The 16173-nt window shown below is 63.9% G+C and carries 14 protein-coding genes; 8 read left to right on the top strand and 6 right to left on the bottom strand.

The window, feature by feature from the left end:
- Complete coding sequence (locus NEK97_RS15405) at positions 1-870, top strand: carbohydrate ABC transporter permease (RefSeq protein ID WP_257370677.1); 870 nt, start codon at positions 1-3, stop codon at positions 868-870.
- 31 nt (positions 871-901) lie between these two features.
- On the top strand, positions 902-2275 hold the full coding sequence (locus tag NEK97_RS15400; protein WP_257370676.1) for a glycoside hydrolase family 32 protein: 1374 nt from the start codon (positions 902-904) through the stop codon (positions 2273-2275).
- Positions 2276-2375: 100 nt separating this feature from the next.
- On the opposite strand, the gene NEK97_RS15395 is transcribed toward NEK97_RS15400, so the two are convergent.
- On the bottom strand, positions 2376-3428 hold the full coding sequence (locus NEK97_RS15395) for a LacI family DNA-binding transcriptional regulator (protein ID WP_257370675.1): 1053 nt from the start codon (positions 3426-3428) through the stop codon (positions 2376-2378).
- Positions 3429-3565: 137 nt separating this feature from the next.
- On the opposite strand from NEK97_RS15395, the gene NEK97_RS15390 reads away from it, so the two are divergent.
- Entirely contained in the window at positions 3566-4447 is an 882-nt protein-coding gene (locus NEK97_RS15390) for a helix-turn-helix transcriptional regulator (RefSeq protein WP_235517255.1), read from the top strand.
- A 12-nt stretch (positions 4448-4459) separates the two neighbouring features.
- On the opposite strand, the gene NEK97_RS15385 is transcribed toward NEK97_RS15390, so the two are convergent.
- Complete coding sequence (locus NEK97_RS15385; protein ID WP_257370673.1) at positions 4460-5089, bottom strand: DUF2510 domain-containing protein; 630 nt, start codon at positions 5087-5089, stop codon at positions 4460-4462.
- A 103-nt stretch (positions 5090-5192) separates the two neighbouring features.
- Between NEK97_RS15385 and NEK97_RS15380 the strand changes: the two genes are divergently transcribed.
- The 5 genes from NEK97_RS15380 to NEK97_RS15360 all read left to right on the top strand — a co-directional run bounded on the left by NEK97_RS15380 (position 5193) and on the right by NEK97_RS15360 (position 12006).
- Complete coding sequence (locus NEK97_RS15380) at positions 5193-5786, top strand: hypothetical protein (protein WP_257370672.1); 594 nt, start codon at positions 5193-5195, stop codon at positions 5784-5786.
- A 60-nt stretch (positions 5787-5846) separates the two neighbouring features.
- Entirely contained in the window at positions 5847-6866 is a 1020-nt protein-coding gene (locus NEK97_RS15375; protein WP_257370671.1) for an o-succinylbenzoate synthase, read from the top strand.
- Between the two features lie 77 nt (positions 6867-6943).
- On the top strand, positions 6944-9034 hold the full coding sequence (locus NEK97_RS15370; protein WP_257370670.1) for a PhoX family phosphatase: 2091 nt from the start codon (positions 6944-6946) through the stop codon (positions 9032-9034).
- 165 nt (positions 9035-9199) lie between these two features.
- On the top strand, positions 9200-10894 hold the full coding sequence (gene menD / locus NEK97_RS15365; RefSeq protein ID WP_257370669.1) for a 2-succinyl-5-enolpyruvyl-6-hydroxy-3-cyclohexene-1-carboxylic-acid synthase: 1695 nt from the start codon (positions 9200-9202) through the stop codon (positions 10892-10894).
- Positions 10895-11052: 158 nt separating this feature from the next.
- Positions 11053-12006, top strand: coding sequence for a hypothetical protein (locus tag NEK97_RS15360; RefSeq protein ID WP_257370668.1), 954 nt, complete (start codon positions 11053-11055; stop codon positions 12004-12006).
- 105 nt (positions 12007-12111) lie between these two features.
- On the opposite strand, the gene NEK97_RS15355 is transcribed toward NEK97_RS15360, so the two are convergent.
- The 4 genes from NEK97_RS15355 to NEK97_RS15340 form a co-directional block, all read right to left on the bottom strand.
- Positions 12112-12900 carry an amino acid ABC transporter ATP-binding protein gene (locus tag NEK97_RS15355; protein WP_235517248.1) on the bottom strand — a complete coding sequence of 263 codons (789 nt, stop codon included), beginning with the start codon at positions 12898-12900 and terminating at the stop codon, positions 12112-12114.
- An 11-nt stretch (positions 12901-12911) separates the two neighbouring features.
- Complete coding sequence (locus tag NEK97_RS15350) at positions 12912-13703, bottom strand: amino acid ABC transporter permease (protein ID WP_211711986.1); 792 nt, start codon at positions 13701-13703, stop codon at positions 12912-12914.
- A gap of 80 nt (positions 13704-13783) precedes the next feature.
- Positions 13784-14581: an ABC transporter substrate-binding protein gene (locus tag NEK97_RS15345; protein ID WP_257370664.1), complete on the bottom strand. Its 798-nt coding sequence runs from the start codon at positions 14579-14581 to the stop codon at positions 13784-13786.
- A 158-nt stretch (positions 14582-14739) separates the two neighbouring features.
- Complete coding sequence (locus NEK97_RS15340; RefSeq protein WP_257370662.1) at positions 14740-16086, bottom strand: isochorismate synthase MenF; 1347 nt, start codon at positions 16084-16086, stop codon at positions 14740-14742.
- Positions 16087-16173 lie beyond the last annotated feature (87 nt).

Here is a 16173-nt window from a genome sequence, read left to right as displayed (position 1 = left end):
ATGACCACCATTCAAGAACGTGTCACCACTGCGCCCGCAGTCACCCGGAAGAAACGGGACTGGTCAGTGGCCGGCCGCATCATCGTCCTGCTGATAGCGTCCGTCTTTGTCCTTGGCCCGGTGTTGTGGACGCTGTCCACCTCGCTGCGGCCGCCGTCGGAATCCTTCAAACTTCCGCCCGCGTTCCTGCCGCTGAACCCGGACCTCACCTCCTATACGCAGGTCTTCAAGCAGCTCAACATCGTGCTGCTGGTGGTGAACAGTGCCCTGGTAACGGGGCTGATCGCCGTCGGACAAATGGTGACGGCGGCGCTGGCCGGCTACGCCTTCGCGCACCTTCGCTTCAAGGGGCGGGGTGCCCTGTTCTCAATTGTGCTGGCCACCATGATGGTGCCCGCGCAGGTGACGATCGTGCCGGTGTTCATGCTCATCCGCGGCGTGGGGCTTTCCGACACACTGCTCGCGCTGATCATTCCGGCTATCCCCACGGCGTTCGGTACCTTCCTGATGCGCCAGTACTTCATGGGGTTGCCGGGTGAGCTCGCTGAAGCGGCTGCGATCGACGGCGCATCGCCGTGGCGGACCTTCCGGTCCGTGTACGCGCCGCTGGCCATGCCGGGCTTGGCGATCGTGGGCATCCTGGCGTTCAACTTCCACTGGAACGAGTTCTTCCGGCCTCTCATCATGACCATCTCGGAGCAGAACTTCACGCTGCCCCTGGGCCTTGTCTCGCTTCAAGGCAACCTCGGCACTGGAAGCATCTCCGTGGTGCTCGCCGGTGTTGTCCTGTCCATGATTCCCGCACTGGTGGTGTTCATGTTCGGCCAGCGCGCGCTGCAGGACGGACTCACCGCAGGCACGGGCAAATAGTCTCCTCTTCATCTTTCTGAAAGGGGTTCCGTTGACGGACCTTGCACTCTCTTCCTCCCTGTCTCTGGCGGCCACGCACCCGGATCCGGCCTTTCCACGCTTCCACCCGCGTCCGGCGCAAGGATGGATCAACGACCCCAACGGGGTCAGCTACATCGACGGCCGGTACCACGTGTTTTTCCAGTACAACCCCTTGTCCGCGCGGCATTCCCAGATCTGCTGGGGCCACGTGAGCTCCCCGGACCTGGTCCGCTGGGAAGAACACCCGATGGCGCTATCGCCACAGCCGGGCGGGCCGGACTCAGCGGGCTGCTGGACAGGTGTGGTCACCTCCGACGACGGCGTGCCGACCGCTGCTTACTCCGGAGTCAAGGATCACGGCGGGCATTCGCAGGTGGTCATTGCCCGGGGTTCCTCGGACTTGGTGACCTGGTCCCAGGAGGGGCATGTTGCCGCCTCCATGCCGGCCGATCCTCTTGTCACCGCCGTTCGCGACCCCTTCATCTTCCGCTTCAACGGTGCCCGCTACGCCATGCAGGGGGCGGGACTTGCTGACGGTCGAGCTGCCCTGCTGCTGTACACGGTGGATTCCCTCGATGACTGGATGTACCAGGGAATCTGGCTGTCCACGGCTGATACTGTCGCTGGGGAGCACACGCCAGCAGAAATCTGGGAGTGCCCGCAACTGGTCCAGGTGCCGACGGGGGAATGGGTCATGATGTTCTCGCTGTGGCTCTCCGGGGACGACCATGAGCACGCCAACGGTGTGGGCCACTTGATCGGTTCGCTCACCGCGGACCCAGAGACCGGGCTGCCGGTCTTTACGCCCGTTACTGGAGGAAAGTCCGATCTTGGACGGGATTTCTATGCGCCCCAGATCCTGCAGCTTTCCACCGGTTCCACGCCGTCTGCCCTGCTGTGGGGCTGGGCCAACGAGGGGCCCGGGCGCGATGGTCGCCGGGGCCGCACCCAAGAGGAAATCGACGACGCCGGATGGTCGGGTGTGCTGACACATCCTCGCGTCTTGTCCGTGGTTGATGGTTCCTTGGTTGTCGCTCCTGCGCCTGAGGTCCTCGCATACCGTGGTGCTGCCCTGGCGGTCGGCGCTGCAGGATCGGTTGCCGTGCCTGGGTTTGCCGAGGTTCTGGTGCGGGGTGACGGTTCACTGGCCGGTTCCATCGACCTGGTGCTTGGCTCAGGTCCCGCGGCCCAGGCGGTTTACTCAGGTTCCCTGGCTGAAGGGGAGGAGCTGAGGATCTTCGTCGACGCCTCCCTCGTGGAGGTATACCGTACCGGGTCCGTGGCTACGACGGTTCGTGCCTACCCCGCTCCCGGGGAGTCGTGGGAGCTCACCCTGCCCCCGGGCGCGACTGCCGACGTGTGGGAGTTGGCGCTGCCCCGCTAAGGCGGCAGGCCGGCGTCGTTCGCTGACCTGCGTTGTGAGGCCCGCTCTGCAGGGTATTTCGCCCTTTTAGGGTGCAGAGCGGGCCTCACAACGTGGCAGGTCAGCGGGTTGGCGCCGGGCCAGTGGATTCGCGGATGACAAGGCGGCAGGGGACCATCGTTTCCTTCGTGGCTTCCTCCGCCGCGCCTTCGGTACGTTCCAGGGCGTCCAGCAGCGTGGTCATCGCCGCGCGCCCTACCTCCCGCAACGGCAGGGCCATGGTGGTGAGGGCGGGGACCATGGTGTCGGCGATCCGGGTCTCGTCGTCGTAGCCCATGATGGACAGGTCCGCAGGGACGTTCAATCCAAGGCGTGCGGCGGCGAGGGCTACCCCGACGGCCAGCCGGTCGTTCGCGCACATGATGGCGGTGGGTCGATCAGCCGGGGACACGCCGTCGAGCAGCTTCATGGCCCCGTGGAAACCGGCATCGATATCCCAGCCCGCCATGTGGATCCGCCCCTCGCTCGCTGCGAGCCCCGCAGTGGCGAAGGCGTCCCGGTAACCCTGCACGCGCAGGGGAGCCGCGGGAGAGTCCAAGGAACCGGCAAGCAGGGCAATATCCGTGTGGCCCAGTTGCAGGAGATGCTCCGTTGCCTCCCTGCCGCCGGTGACCTCGTCCGGGATGACATGGTGGAGCTGCGGCTCAGGGTGTGCGTCATAACAATTTGCCAGGACCGACGGGACACGAAGCATGCCTTGTGGCACCTCGATCGGCTTCAATCCCACAGTCACGTACATGAGCCCGTCTACTTGGCGATCCAACAGTGTCTCGATGGCGCTCGCATCACGGGCAGTATCGCTCTCTGTGTCCATGACCACCGTCACGAAACCGCGGCTCCGGGCGACGTCGTCAGCGCCGCCGATGATGTTGCCATCGAAGGGGCTCACCACCACCTCGTCGGACAGGATGCCGATGACTCGGGACCGCTGGTTGCGCAGGCTCAGCGCAATGGCGTTGGGGGAGTAGTTGAGTTCCTGGGCCGCCTGGCGGATCCGGTCCTGGCTGTCCTTGGCCACATTGCCGTCGCCGCGGCCGTTCAGTACCAGCGAGACCGCGCTCCGGGAAACTCCCGCCCTCTTGGCGACGTCCAGGGCGGTGGCCTTGCGGTTCATGGGAACGTCCTTCCGTGCTCTGTTCCCTGAAGTCTATCTAACGCGTGTGAGGCTTCGGTTCTGCGGGACAGGCTCCGTTGATAGGGGGTACAGGTTGTGGCCCCCATAGTGTGGCGCGGCAGCGATACTGTAAATCCATGAACAACCTGCCTGACAACCGTGCCGACATCAAGGATTTCCTCGCTACGCGCCGCGCGAAACTCCTCCCGGAACAGGTTGGGCTTCCATCGGGCAGCAGGCGTCGGGTGCCGGGCCTTCGGCGCGAGGAAGTAGCCGTGCTGGCAGGCGTCAGCCCGGAGTGGTACGCCCGCTTGGAAAAGGGGAACATCAGTGGCGTTTCGGATGACGTCCTCTACGCCGTAGCCAGGGCGTTGCAACTGAACGAAGAGGAGCGGACGTACCTGTTCGAGCTCGCCAAAGCGGCCAGGACCACGAATCGCTCCGCTCCCAGGCGCAAGGACACGGAAGTGGCCGCACCCGTCCAATGGATGGTGGACTCCATCACCATGTCCGCGGCGTTCATCAGGAATGGCCGCCTGGACATCGTCGCATCCAACGCCTTGGGACGGGCGCTGCACGCTCAGATGTTCGCCAGCGAAACCACCACGGCGAATGGCCGCCCCAATTTTGCCCGCTTCCATTTCCTCGATCCGGCGTCACGGGACTTCTACATCGACTGGGAAGCCGGCGCCGCTGCCACGGCGGCTCTTCTACGCGCAGAAGCCGGACGGGAGCCCCACGACCGGGCCTTGCGCGAACTGGTGGGCGAGCTCTCCACCCTGAGCCCCGAATTCAGGGAGCTTTGGGGATCACACGATATCCGGTTCCGCCACGAGGGCATGAAGCGGTTGCAGCACCCCGTGGTGGGGTATCTGGAACTCACTTACCAGTCCCTCGCCCTGCCCACCCTGCCTCGGGCCGTCAACGAACTCAGCGTCTACACAGCGGAGCCAGGCACCGTCCACGAGGAACACATCAAGCTCCTGAGCAGCTGGGCGGCCACCACGGCTACGTTGTGAGCTGCGGGTGAGCTACGTGGTGACCGAGTAGCCGAGCTGGTTGTACATGGACTGCATCATGTTGGACGTCCAAATACCTGCAACCACCATGGTGAGCACGAACACGGCGATGGTGACCCAGATCGGCCACAGCCCCCGTTTCGGGGCAACCTTGTTGACGATCACCGAGCGGCCAATCACGTACACAGCGGCGTTGAGGAACGCCCACGCCCAATGGAACGGACGCTCGACGCCGGACTTCAGCAGGCGCTGACGGTCCAGATAGGCGAAAAACACCGAGAGGCCATAGGCGATGAAACCCGATCCCAGGCTGAGGAAATACGCCGGGGTATACATCGAGAACGGGTCCACAGTGGTCGCGCCACTGCGGGTGGTGATCATCCGGAACTCCGGCTGCCAGAACAGCAGGAAGATGACCGAGACCAGCGGCAACAGCGTGATAGCCCAGATGAAGGGGTTGTAAACAGGTGTCCCCTCACTGATCCGCGGGCGTTGCGGCGTGAAGGCTGGCTGGTACTGCCCCTGGCGCGGGGCCTGGTTGGCTGTCCACGCGTGGCCGTCCCACCACCGGACAAACCTGGGGTCCGAAGGGTCCGGATACCAGCCGGCAGGTGTTGGTGAACCGGGCATAGATTGAGTCATGTTTCCCCCGCATTGAGTCGTGACTTTGAGAATATCGCGGTTGCCGTCCCTTAGTTGCCAGATGGCCCTCCCCAGGCGCCGCGTGGCGGTGTAAGCATGGAATATGAGCTTCTTCGACGACGTCCCTGAATTGCCGGAACGGCCACGCCAACCGCAGCCCATCCGGCCCGGATGGTTCGGCCCGCCGTCGGACGAGCTGCCGGGCATCCTGCCCATCGGAGCTTTTGTGTACCAAAGCGCCCACGTGGTGGTGGCGTTGAAGATGGCGGAGGTGTACTCCACTGGCTGTTTGCTGGACCTCAAGTGGTCCGTGCGACGCGTAGACGAGTCGGCCCAGGAATGGCGGGACATTCTGGAGCAAAGCTTCAGCCGTCCGGGACTGCCGGGAATCAAGGTCGGAGTCTCGCTCGCCGATGGGAGCAAGGCGATTGCCTCGCATCCCACGCCGGCAATGTTGGAGGACACCGAAGACGTCTCAGGGCCGGTCCTCACCCACCGGGGCGGCGGCGGAGGCAGTGCCGGGGATGAGCAAGTGGACGGATCTGCGCAGTTCTGGCTATGGCCACTGCCCGGGGAGGGCGATATCCGCATCGTGGCCAAATGGGACGAACTGGGGGTACCCGAAAGCTCTGTGGTCCTTTCCGGAGCCCGGTTGGCTGATGTCCTTGGAACTGTCCAAAACTACTGGGCCGTTTGAGATGTCCACATAGGCCAACTGCCGCCGTGTGGCCCGCAAAGCCGCCGGTACAGTGGCACTATGCCTGCAAGCCTTCCTGCCCTCGAAGAACTCCTGGACTCCGCCCACGTTGTGTCGCTGCCCATGCGCGTGAAGTTCCGGGGCATCATGCAGCGCGAAACCCTGCTGCTTCAGGGACCTCGCGGCTGGGGCGAGTTCTGCCCGTTTCCCGAGTACGACGACGAAGAGTCCTCCCGCTGGCTCGCTGCCGCCGTGGAGGCAGGTTGGGTGGGGTTTCCTTCGCCACTGCGGCATGTGATTCCGGTTAACGCCACAGTTCCGGCAGTTCGGGCCGAGCGGGTACCGGACGTCCTGGCCCGCTTTGGCCGGGTCGATGCTGTCAAGATCAAGGTCGCCGAGAAGGGACAGGAACTCGCCGACGACTTCGCTCGGGTAGCAGCAGTACGTCGGGCCCTTCCCGAGGCCGCCATCAGGGTGGATGCGAACGGTGGATGGAACGTTAACCAAGCTGTGGAGGCGCTTGGGGCGCTGTCATCGCAGGGCCTCGAGTACGCCGAGCAACCCGTTCCCACCATTGAAGGTTTGGCCGAGGTCCGCCGTCGTCTTGCCGACGCAGGTACGCCGGTCTTGATCGCCGCCGACGAAAGTGTTCGCAAAGAGGATGACCCCCTCCGTGTAGCCAAGACGGGGGCTGCGGACCTCATTGTCGTCAAGGTAGCACCGCTCGGGGGAGTCAGGCGGGCGTTGGACATCGTCGGGCAAGCCGGGCTGCCTGCCGTCGTCAGTTCCGCGCTGGACACCTCGGTGGGAATCCGGGCCGGGCTCGCGCTCGCAGCTTCCCTTCCGTCCCTTCCCTACGCCTGCGGCCTGGGCACGGTGTCCCTGTTTGCCTCAGACGTCACCTTGGATCCGTTGGTAGCCGACGACGGCGCCATACCGTTGCGTGACACGCACCCCGATCCCGGACTGCTGGAGCAGTACGCGGCTTCGGCGGACCGCCGGGATTGGTGGCTGGACCGGCTCCGACGGGTGCACGACGTCCTGGCGCGGGACCACCACCCTTTGTTCACTCAGTCTTAACCCGAGCGACCTCCCGGATTCGGATTCCGCTGAAAAGCTCAACGGGAATCCCGTACACCCTCTGGAAGGTCATCCCCATGTCTGAAACCACCGGACGCACGTTCCCGCTGCTCCCCATGCTCGGCCATACCAAAGGCAAGCGCAGCCCAGTCACGTGTGCTCTGAAATGCGACAACGCCTGCTCTGGCGATGTCTGTAACACCAGCACCAACGGCTACTTCAGGGACATCGCCTCCACGGCCATGTCACGCCGCGCGGCTCTTGGCCTCGGCGCTGCGGGTGCACTCGCCGTCGTTCTTGGCAGCGCAGTGACCGGCACCGATGCCGCAGTCGCCGACTCCGGGAACGGACTCTCCGACGCTGCCAAGAAGGGCTTCGATAAGTCCAAGCTCAAGTTCACCGCGATCAAGCCGGTCGACGCCGCCGTCGACGAATTCACCGTCCCTGAGGGGTTCGGCTGGAACCCAATCATCCGCTGGGGTGATCCGCTGTTCAGCGACTCGCCGGCCTTCGACATCACCAAGCAGACCGCGGCCGCGCAGGCACGCCAGTTCGGCTACAACAACGACTACACGGACATCCTTCCGATCCCCGATTCCAAGGATCGCCGCGCTGTCCTGTTCACCAACCACGAGTACACCAACGAGAACATCATGCTGCCGGTCGGCTTCGATGCTGCCGAGGGCCGTGCCATCGGCCGCGCCGCCCACGGCCTCGCAGTGGTGGAGCTTGAGCGCAAGAACAAGAACAAGCCGTGGAGCTACGTCCAGGGCGCACCCTTGAACCGCCGCTTCCTCACCAACACCGTCTACGAGCTGACCGGCCCGGCTGCCGGTACGAACCTGGTCAAGACCATCGATGACCCAGCCGGCCGCTGGATCAAGGGCACGCTCGGAAACTGCTCCGGCGGCACCACCCCGTGGGGCACCATCCTCTCCGGCGAAGAAAACTTCAACGGATACTTCGTTGCGCCCGGCACGAGCGACTCGGACAAGCGCTACGGCCTGTCTGCCAAGCCCACCGCTCGGCAGTGGGAGCTGGACGAGCCCCGCTTCGACACCCGCAACGCCGGGTTCGCGAACGAAACCAACCGCTTTGGCTGGATCGTGGAAGTGGACCCCTTCGATCCCACATCCACCCCGAGGAAGCACTCGGCCATGGGCCGGTTCAAGCACGAGGGCGCCAACGTGATCGTTGCCCCCGACGGCCACGTAGTTGCCTACATGGGTGATGACGAGCGTTTCGACTACCTTTACAAGTTCGTCTCCAAGGGCAAGTACCAGCCCGGTGATTCGAAGGCTGCCCGCCAAAACAACATGAACCTTCTCTCAGAAGGCGACCTGTATGTGGCCCGCTTCACGGGTGACTCGCCCGCCGCCGAGATCGACGGTACCGGCAAGCTCCCGGCCGACGGCGCTTTCGACGGTTCGGGCGAATGGCTGCCCTTGGTGGTTGGTGGCGTCTCCGCGGTTCCGGGTATGTCCGTGGCCGAGGTCCTTGTGTACACCCGCCTGGCCGCTGACAAGGTCGGACCCACCAAGATGGACCGTTGCGAAGACGTCCAGCCCAACCTGCTCACGGGCAAGATCTACGTGGCCTGCACCAACAACTCCGACCGCGGCAAGGCCGGTAAGGAAGGCGCGACGGAGGTCAACCCCCGCACCCAGAACCGTGACGGCCACATCGTGGAGATCACTGAGGCGCCGGGGCAGACCGGCACCAAGTTCAACTGGACCCTCCTGCTTGTTGCGGGCGATCCCGCCAAGAACAAGTCCGCTTACTTCTCCGGCTTCCCGGCGGATAAGGTGTCGCCCATCTCCTGCCCCGACAATGTGGCCTTCGACTCGGTGGGCAACCTCTGGATCTCCACCGACGGTGCCCCGTCCACCATCGGCTACAACGACGGTCTGTTCAAGGTCACGTTGGAAGGCCCGGAGCGCGGCAAGGTGGAGCAGTTCCTGGCCGTACCCCGCGACGCCGAAACCTGTGGCCCGATCGTCCACGACGAAGAGCGCACGGTGTTTGTCGCCGTCCAGCACCCGGGTGAGGAAGGCACGTTCGACGCGCCGCACTCGTACTTCCCGGACTACGTTGCTGCAGGCGCCCCCGCTCCGGCCGGTGCAGTGCGGGCCCCGCGCCCTGCGATCGTGCAGGTCTTCCGCAAGTAGCACTGACCTTTCCTAAAACCACGAATGCTCTCCCGCCCGACCCCCGGGTGGGAGAGCATTCCCACACTGTCCCTCTCTCACATCCCGCCCGGTTCCGGCGGACGCTCCCTCACGTCCCGCCCGGTTCCGGCGGACGCTCCATCACCGCCCCAATAGACTGGAGCGGTGACTTCCCAGGACTCTCTGACATCCATCGCCGCCGCACGGATCGCCGTAACTACGCTGCTCGACGGCGGTGTGCGGCATGTGGTGGTGGCGCCGGGTTCGCGGTCGGCCCCCATGGCCTACGCCCTCGCGGAAGCCGAAGCTGCGGGCCGGGTCCGGCTCCACGTGCGGATCGATGAACGCGACGCCGGATTCACGGCCCTGGGGCTGGCGCTCTCAACGGAAGCTCCCGTCGCTGTCGTCACCACCTCCGGGACGGCCGTGGGCAACCTTCTTCCGGCCGTGATGGAGGCCAACCATTCGGCCGTGCCCGTGGTTGTCATTTCAGCGGACCGGCCCGAAGAACTCCACGGGACCGGGGCCAACCAGACCACCATCCAACTGGACCTTTTCGGCGAGCACGTGCGATTCGCCGTCGACGTCCCCGCGGGTGACGATCCGCAAAAGGCTGTTGCCACTGCACTTTATGCCGCGACGGGCGCCCTCGAAGACACCCCGCCCGGCCCCGTCCAGCTGAACCTTGCGTTCCGTGATCCTTTGGTTCCAGCGGCCAACGACGCCCTCCCGGAAACGCAGGGACACGGCGTGTTCCATTACGACGCCGGTCCTCAAGCACTGGACTTGACGGCGGCATCCAGCGAACTCCCCGAGCGACGCACCGTGGTCCTCGCCGGTCACGATGCAGGACCCGTGGCCGAAGCTTTCGCGCGGGCACATGGCTTGCCGTTGCTTGCAGAGCCATCATCCAACGCGCGCTTCGGCCCTAATGCAGTGGGCCCGTATCGCGTGCTGCTTCAGCACTTCGGGCCCGAATCTTCAACCCCGATCGAACGTGTGGTCCTGTTCGGCCGGGCAACGCTGTCGCGTCCCGTCGCGTCACTGCTGGCGCGTATGTCCGTACAGTCCGCCATCTACCAGCCGGTCCCGGTTGCCTGGTACGAGGCGGGCCGGCGACGCGAAACGCCCATTGAAACACTCCCGGAGCTCGCGGATTTCGCGGGCCGTGGCTCCGCGGAATGGCTCGACTCCTGGCTCCTCGCAGCCGCCGCAGCCCAACATGGCTTGGACAGTGTGTTGGCGGGGGAGAGTGCTGCCAATGGCCCGTCCGTTGGGGCAGCGGTTTGGGAACACGCCCGGGGCCAGCTGGTCCTCGGCTCCTCCAACGGCATCCGCGACGTCGACCTCGCGGGGCAACCACACACCGCGCCTATCGCAACGGTTTACGCCAACCGCGGCTTGGCCGGAATCGACGGCACCATCGCCACAGCCACGGGAATCGCGCTGGGCAGCGGCCGCGAAACCACTGCGCTCCTGGGCGATGTCACGTTCCTCCACGACGCCGGCGGATTGCTCATCGGCCACGGCGAACCAGTTCCGGATCTTCGCATCGTGGTCCTCAACGATTCCGGCGGAGCCATCTTCAGCCTCCTGGAGCACGGCGCCGTCGAAGACTCGGGCGCATACGGCACCGCCGTTGAACGCCTTTTCGGTACCCCGCACTCAGTGGACATCGCGGCACTCGCGGCGGCCTACGGCGTCGGACACCAAGCGGTAAGTACGACGGCGGAACTTGCCGAAGCGCTGAAGTCGCCGCTGAAGGGGCGCACCATTGTGGAGGTGCGCGTGGACCGGGTGGGCTTGCGTGGACTCCATGCCCGGATCAAGGAAGCCATCAACGCCGCCGTGGGCCACTGAAACTGACGAGAGCCACCGAAACTGACCAAGGCTACCCACATTCGGGTGTCGTCAGTCCGTTTTCCGGGCACCGGGCAGTTCGCGTGGCGATCGGGTGGTTATCCACATAGGACAACTCTTCCCTCGAAGTGCAACAGCGTCCGACGAAGACTGTTGGAATGCGAAGGCTACCCAAACTCATCCTTGCCAAGGATCTGACCATGCTCAGAGGCGATGCCAGGCCACTTTCCGTCGATGCGAGGGCCGGAAAGCTCGTTCGTATCAGGCACGGTGTCTACGTCGATGCCACGCAATGGCAGAAGCTGGAGAGCTGGGAAAGGTACGCCCTGAACGTAGAAGCGGCAGCGGAGTGCTTGGCTGCTCCGACTATCTTCTCGCATCACTCGGCGGCGTCGATCCATGGAATCCCAACCATCCTGCGCCAGCAGCCTGTCCATGCCCTGACCACTTATGCCGGAGGTGGCCGTTCGCGTGCAGGGGTGAGACGCCACTTAGTAGTCGAAGGAAGCGAGCAGGTCCAGGAGGTCAACGGGTTCCTGGTCACGGACCGGGTTCGGACGGTATTGGACATCGCTGCGTCGGTTCCCTTTGCCGAGGCCGTTGTTCCGGTGGATTTCCTGCTGAACAGAAATCGAAACTCCCAGCCTGTAACCAAGGAGCAACTCTTGGACGGCATCAAGGGGACATACTCCAAAGCAGCGGACAGGCGAATCACGGCGGCGGTGGAGTTCGGTGCCGGAGACTCTGGTTCGCCCGGAGAGTCCTATGCCCGGGCCTTGATACACGTCCTCGGATTCGAGGTGCCTCTGCTGCAGTATGCGGTGAAAACCATGAGGGGAACGGTATACACGGACTACTACTGGAAGAGCGTTGGCTTGGTTGGAGAATTCGATGGCCGCGAAAAGTACATGAAGCCGGAGTACTTGAAGGGACGTACGCCTTCCCAGGTTGTGATCGAAGAGAAGGCCCGTGAAGACGCCATACGCGCCACCGGCCGAAGAGTGTTCCGGCTGGTGTGGAGCGACCTGACGGTGAGCAAGCTGGAACGCGCACTTGAGGCCGCGGGGGTTCCCCGCCGCCGTCGTGCTTCTGCAGGCCACCCAAAATCGTAGCTGAACCAGAAACGGGAGGGCGACACCCAAATGTGGGTGTCGCCCTCCCGTTTCTGTGGCGCCAATCAGTATGCGTGGAGCCAGCGTATATGCGTGGGCAGAAAGTTACGCTTCCTCGACGCCGATGTGTGTCGGATCCAGGACGCGGCGCAGGAATTCCTTGGTGCGCGGCTGGGTAGGAGCACTGATGACGTGCTCGGCCGGGCCTTCTTCCACCACAACACCGGCGTCCATGAAGACAACGCGGTCGGCGACTTCGCGGGCGAAGCCCATCTCGTGCGTGACCACCAACATGGTCATGCCTTCCTGCGCGAGTTTGCGCATGACTGCCAGGACATCGCCGACGGTCTCGGGGTCCAACGCAGAGGTGGGCTCATCGAAGAGCATCAGTTGCGGGTCCATGGACAGTGCCCTGGCGATTGCGACACGCTGCTGCTGCCCGCCGGAGAGCTGGTCCGGGAAACGGTCGGCCAAGTGGCCCAGCCCCACGCGCTCCAGGTTGTGGCGGGCCACATTGGCGGCCTCGGACTTGGAGCGCTTGAGGACCTTCATCTGCGAGATGGTGCAGTTGTCCAGCACGCTGAGGTGCGGGAACAGGTTGAAGTGCTGGAACACCATGCCCACGCTTTGGCGCATCTTGTTCAGGTCAACATCGGGATCCGTTGCTTCGAACTTGCCCACGTTGATCGTGCCCGCATTGGGCTGCTCCAACAGGTTGACGCAGCGCAGGAGCGTGGACTTGCCCGAGCCGGAAGGCCCGATCAGGCAAACCACCTGGCCCGGTTCCACGGTCAGCGAGATGCCCTTGAGGACTTCGTTGCTGCCGTAGGACTTGCGCAGGTCCTTGATATCCACGCCAGCGGCGCGAACGGTGCTGTTTACGACGTCGTTCATGACTGTCCTGCCTATCGCTTCGTCCGCGCGGAGCGGCTTTCGAACTTCCGTGCCAGGAGGCTCAAGGGGATGGTGATGACCAGGTAGAAGGCGCCGGCCACGAGCAGCGGAGTCAGGCCCGCGCCGAGGCTGGAGATGCCGTCGCGGCCGAACTTGGTGAGCTCGTACTGGGAAGCCGTGAGGCCCAGGACGTAAATCAGCGAGGAGTCCTTGGTGAGCAGGATGATCTCGTTGGTCAGCGGGGGCAGGACGATCTTGAACGCCTGGGGAATCACGATCGAAACCATGGCGCGCCAGTGCGGCATGCCAAGTGAACGGGCGGCTTCCATCTGGCCCTTCGGCACGGCCTGAAGACCCGCGCGGAGGGTTTCAGCGATGTACGCCGATGCCACCATGCCCAGCGAAACCATGACCACGATGTTGACGTCCCACTGGACACCGAAGGCCAGGGGAACGCCGTAGCCGAAGGCGATGAAGACCAGCAGCGCAGGGACACCGCGGAAGAACTCGATGTAGCCCGTTGCGAGCCAGCGGTACAGCGGGAAAGAGGAGAGTTTCATCAGGGCAAGCAGAAGGCCGCCTGACAAACCCACTACGAAGGCCAACGCCGTGTAGATAAGGGTGTTCTTGAGGCCCACCAGGAAGATGTCCGGGAACATCGGCCCGATCTTGGCGAAGTTGAAGACGCTGTTCCCAACAGTCTTCCAGTCGACGGCAAGGATCACCGCGGCCAGGACCACTACGAAGATTCCGGCTTGGACGTACAGGCTGACTTTGGCTCGTTGACGTGCAGTCATTGCCATGGTGTTCTCACATTCGTGTTGCGCAGGTGGGCCCCGAAACAGCGTGTAGTTTCGGGGCCCACCTGTGTGGATGTCGGGAGCTACTTGGAGGTTTCGCCGAACCAGGTGCTCTGGAACTTCTTCATGGAGCCATCGTCCGTGAGGCGCTTGAGCGTGGCGTTCACGGCATCTGCCATGGCCGTGTTGCCCTTCTTGATGGAGATGCCCAGTTTCTCGCCCGTTGCGTAGTCTTCGACGCGCTTGAGGTTGGAGTCATCCTTGATGGCGTAGCCAAGGACGGACTGGTTGCCGATGGCGGCGTCGATGGTGCCGGCCTTGAGTGCCTGGACCAGGAGGCCGGAGTCCTCGAACTGCTGGGCGTCAATTCCTTTGTCCTTGGCGTACTGTGCGCCGGTGGTGGCCTGCTGCACGCCAACCTTCTTGCCCTTCGCGCTGTCGATGTTGCTGATGCCCGAGGAGGACGTGGCAACGAGGGTCAGGTCGTCATCCAGGTACGGGTTGGAGAAGTCCATGACGTTCTTGCGGACGTCGGTGATGGAGATCGAGGAGATGGAGACGTCGCAACCGGTCAGTGCGGTGCCGGTTTCGATGGCCTCGAAGGAGCTGTCCACCACGTTGAGCTCGGTCTTGGTGTCCTTGGCAATTTCGGCCGCGATGTCCATGTCGAAGCCAACGATCTTGCCGTCCTTCTGGAATTCAAACGGCTCGTAGGGAACATCCGAGCACACCGTGAGCTTGCCGGCGTTGATGAGCTTGAGGCCGGAGTCGTTGGAGGCTGCCGGAGTGGACGAGCCGCCACAAGCGGTCAAGGCCAGGGCGCCGGCTGCGAGCACGGCGGCCATCTTGGTGCCGGACAGAACCGAACGGGAGATCTGCATGTTGTTTACCTTTTGTTGCGGTGGATGCTGAACTGAGTCGGTTTTAGTGTAGCGCCGAACATGAGATGTGCATCACAGGAAACTAAGTTTCACTATTTGATAACTAGTTTACGCACTTATCAACCGCCAAAAGGGATGTGCTGTCCGGGATCCCAGATTCAGCGCCGGATACCTAAAGCCTCGAGCATTGGCCGGAATTTAGCCCAGGTTTCCGCCAGCTCGGCCTCCGGCTGCGATCCCTCCACAATGCCGCAACCTGCGTACAGGCGGACCGTGTTGGCATCCTCAATAACGGCTCCGCGAAGGGCGATGCCCCACTCGCCGTTCCCCGCAGCATCCAGCCACCCGACGGGCCCGGCATACGGGCCCCGGTCCAGGTGCTCAAGCTTGCGGATCAGTGCCCCCGCTACCAGCGTTGGCGTTCCGCACACAGCCGCAGTGGGGTGGAGCGCATTGATCAAGGCCAGGCACGTGGGGACGTGTCCCTCGATATCGGCCAATTCCGCCTTCACGTCGGAGGCCAAATGCCACACATTGGGCAGCTCCAGGATGAACGGCTCGCTATGCGAATTCATGGCCTCGGAGAACGGGGCCAACTGTCGCGTCAGGGAGTCGATCGCAATCTCGTGTTCGTGCCGCTGCTTCTCCGAACCGGCCAGCACCCGCTCGGCGTACTCCATCGGAGAACCGTCCATCCCGTCAGCGTCGCGACGGTCCAAGGTGCCAGCCAGCACGCGGGCCTGCGCCGTGCGGCCTTCGACCTGGATGAGCATCTCCGGTGTCGCGCCCACCAGGCCGTCAACGCCGTACGTCCAGCATTCGCGGTACCGGGCTGCGAGCTGGCGAAGAACCTCCGCAGCGTTGACGCCGTCCGGAAGGGTGGCTACGACGTCGCGGGCCAGCACGAGCTTCTCCAATTTGCCGGCGCGGATCTCCTCCACGCCATCGGCCACCGCCTGCATCCAGGCTTCTTCGCTGAGCGAGCCGTGGCTCAGGTAACCGTCCGCGGCAACAGCGTCCGGTGAGAGTCCGACGCCGGACCCGCCTGCCGCTGAATCCTCGCCGTTCGGCTCGCCGCCGCTCAGCCAGTGGTCAACAGAGGCTAGGACACCGGCCTCGGTGAGGTCGCCGTCGTCGAACGTTAGTTGGGTGGCCCAGGCGCGGCCATCACGGATGCCAACCACCAGCTCGGGCAGGATCAGGCGCGAGACGTGCGGGGACGTTTTGGAGAAGGCGAAGGAGCCGAAAGCGACCGGCCCGGTGCCCGGCAGCTCCACCTGGTCAGTGATTTCGGCCTCAAGAATAATGTGCCGCCACCACATATCGGCCTCAAGGAAACGCTCGGGACCGGTGGCGCTGAAGCGGGTCAGCTCACCGAAGCCCACCAGGCCGGCCTCGCGGCGGGACCAGCAGAGCACGTCATCCCGCACCAGAAACGACGGCAGCCCCCCGGAGGATGATTCAACATCGAGGGGGACTGTCAAGGTGCGGAGCGTGCTGGTCATGATGGAACAACAGTACTCCCGCCCGCAGCCAGAATCTGAGCCGACTTCTACAGCGCAGCAAAGTCGGCGGAATGTCTGAGACAATTA

It is taken from the genome of Paenarthrobacter sp. UW852, from assembly GCF_024608385.1.
GTDB lineage: Bacteria > Actinomycetota > Actinomycetes > Actinomycetales > Micrococcaceae > Arthrobacter.
Note: the sequence above shows the minus strand (reverse complement) of the source record. Positions and strands in the feature narration are given on the sequence as shown.

Bases quoted from the DNA above. Each gene is read 5' to 3' on its own strand.
- NEK97_RS15405 (WP_257370677.1), top strand. From the start codon at position 1: ATGACCACCATTCAAGAACGTGTCACCACTGCGCCCGCAGTCACCCGG.
- NEK97_RS15395 (WP_257370675.1), bottom strand. From the start codon at position 3,428: ATGAACCGCAAGGCCACCGCCCTGGACGTCGCCAAGAGGGCGGGAGTT.
- NEK97_RS15390 (WP_235517255.1), top strand. From the start codon at position 3,566: ATGAACAACCTGCCTGACAACCGTGCCGACATCAAGGATTTCCTCGCT.
- NEK97_RS15385 (WP_257370673.1), bottom strand. From the start codon at position 5,089: ATGACTCAATCTATGCCCGGTTCACCAACACCTGCCGGCTGGTATCCG.
- NEK97_RS15380 (WP_257370672.1), top strand. From the start codon at position 5,193: ATGAGCTTCTTCGACGACGTCCCTGAATTGCCGGAACGGCCACGCCAA.
- NEK97_RS15375 (WP_257370671.1), top strand. From the start codon at position 5,847: ATGCCTGCAAGCCTTCCTGCCCTCGAAGAACTCCTGGACTCCGCCCAC.
- NEK97_RS15370 (WP_257370670.1), top strand. From the start codon at position 6,944: ATGTCTGAAACCACCGGACGCACGTTCCCGCTGCTCCCCATGCTCGGC.
- NEK97_RS15360 (WP_257370668.1), top strand. From the start codon at position 11,053: ATGCGAAGGCTACCCAAACTCATCCTTGCCAAGGATCTGACCATGCTC.
- NEK97_RS15355 (WP_235517248.1), bottom strand. From the start codon at position 12,900: ATGAACGACGTCGTAAACAGCACCGTTCGCGCCGCTGGCGTGGATATC.
- NEK97_RS15350 (WP_211711986.1), bottom strand. From the start codon at position 13,703: ATGGCAATGACTGCACGTCAACGAGCCAAAGTCAGCCTGTACGTCCAA.
- NEK97_RS15345 (WP_257370664.1), bottom strand. From the start codon at position 14,581: ATGCAGATCTCCCGTTCGGTTCTGTCCGGCACCAAGATGGCCGCCGTG.
- NEK97_RS15340 (WP_257370662.1), bottom strand. From the start codon at position 16,086: ATGACCAGCACGCTCCGCACCTTGACAGTCCCCCTCGATGTTGAATCA.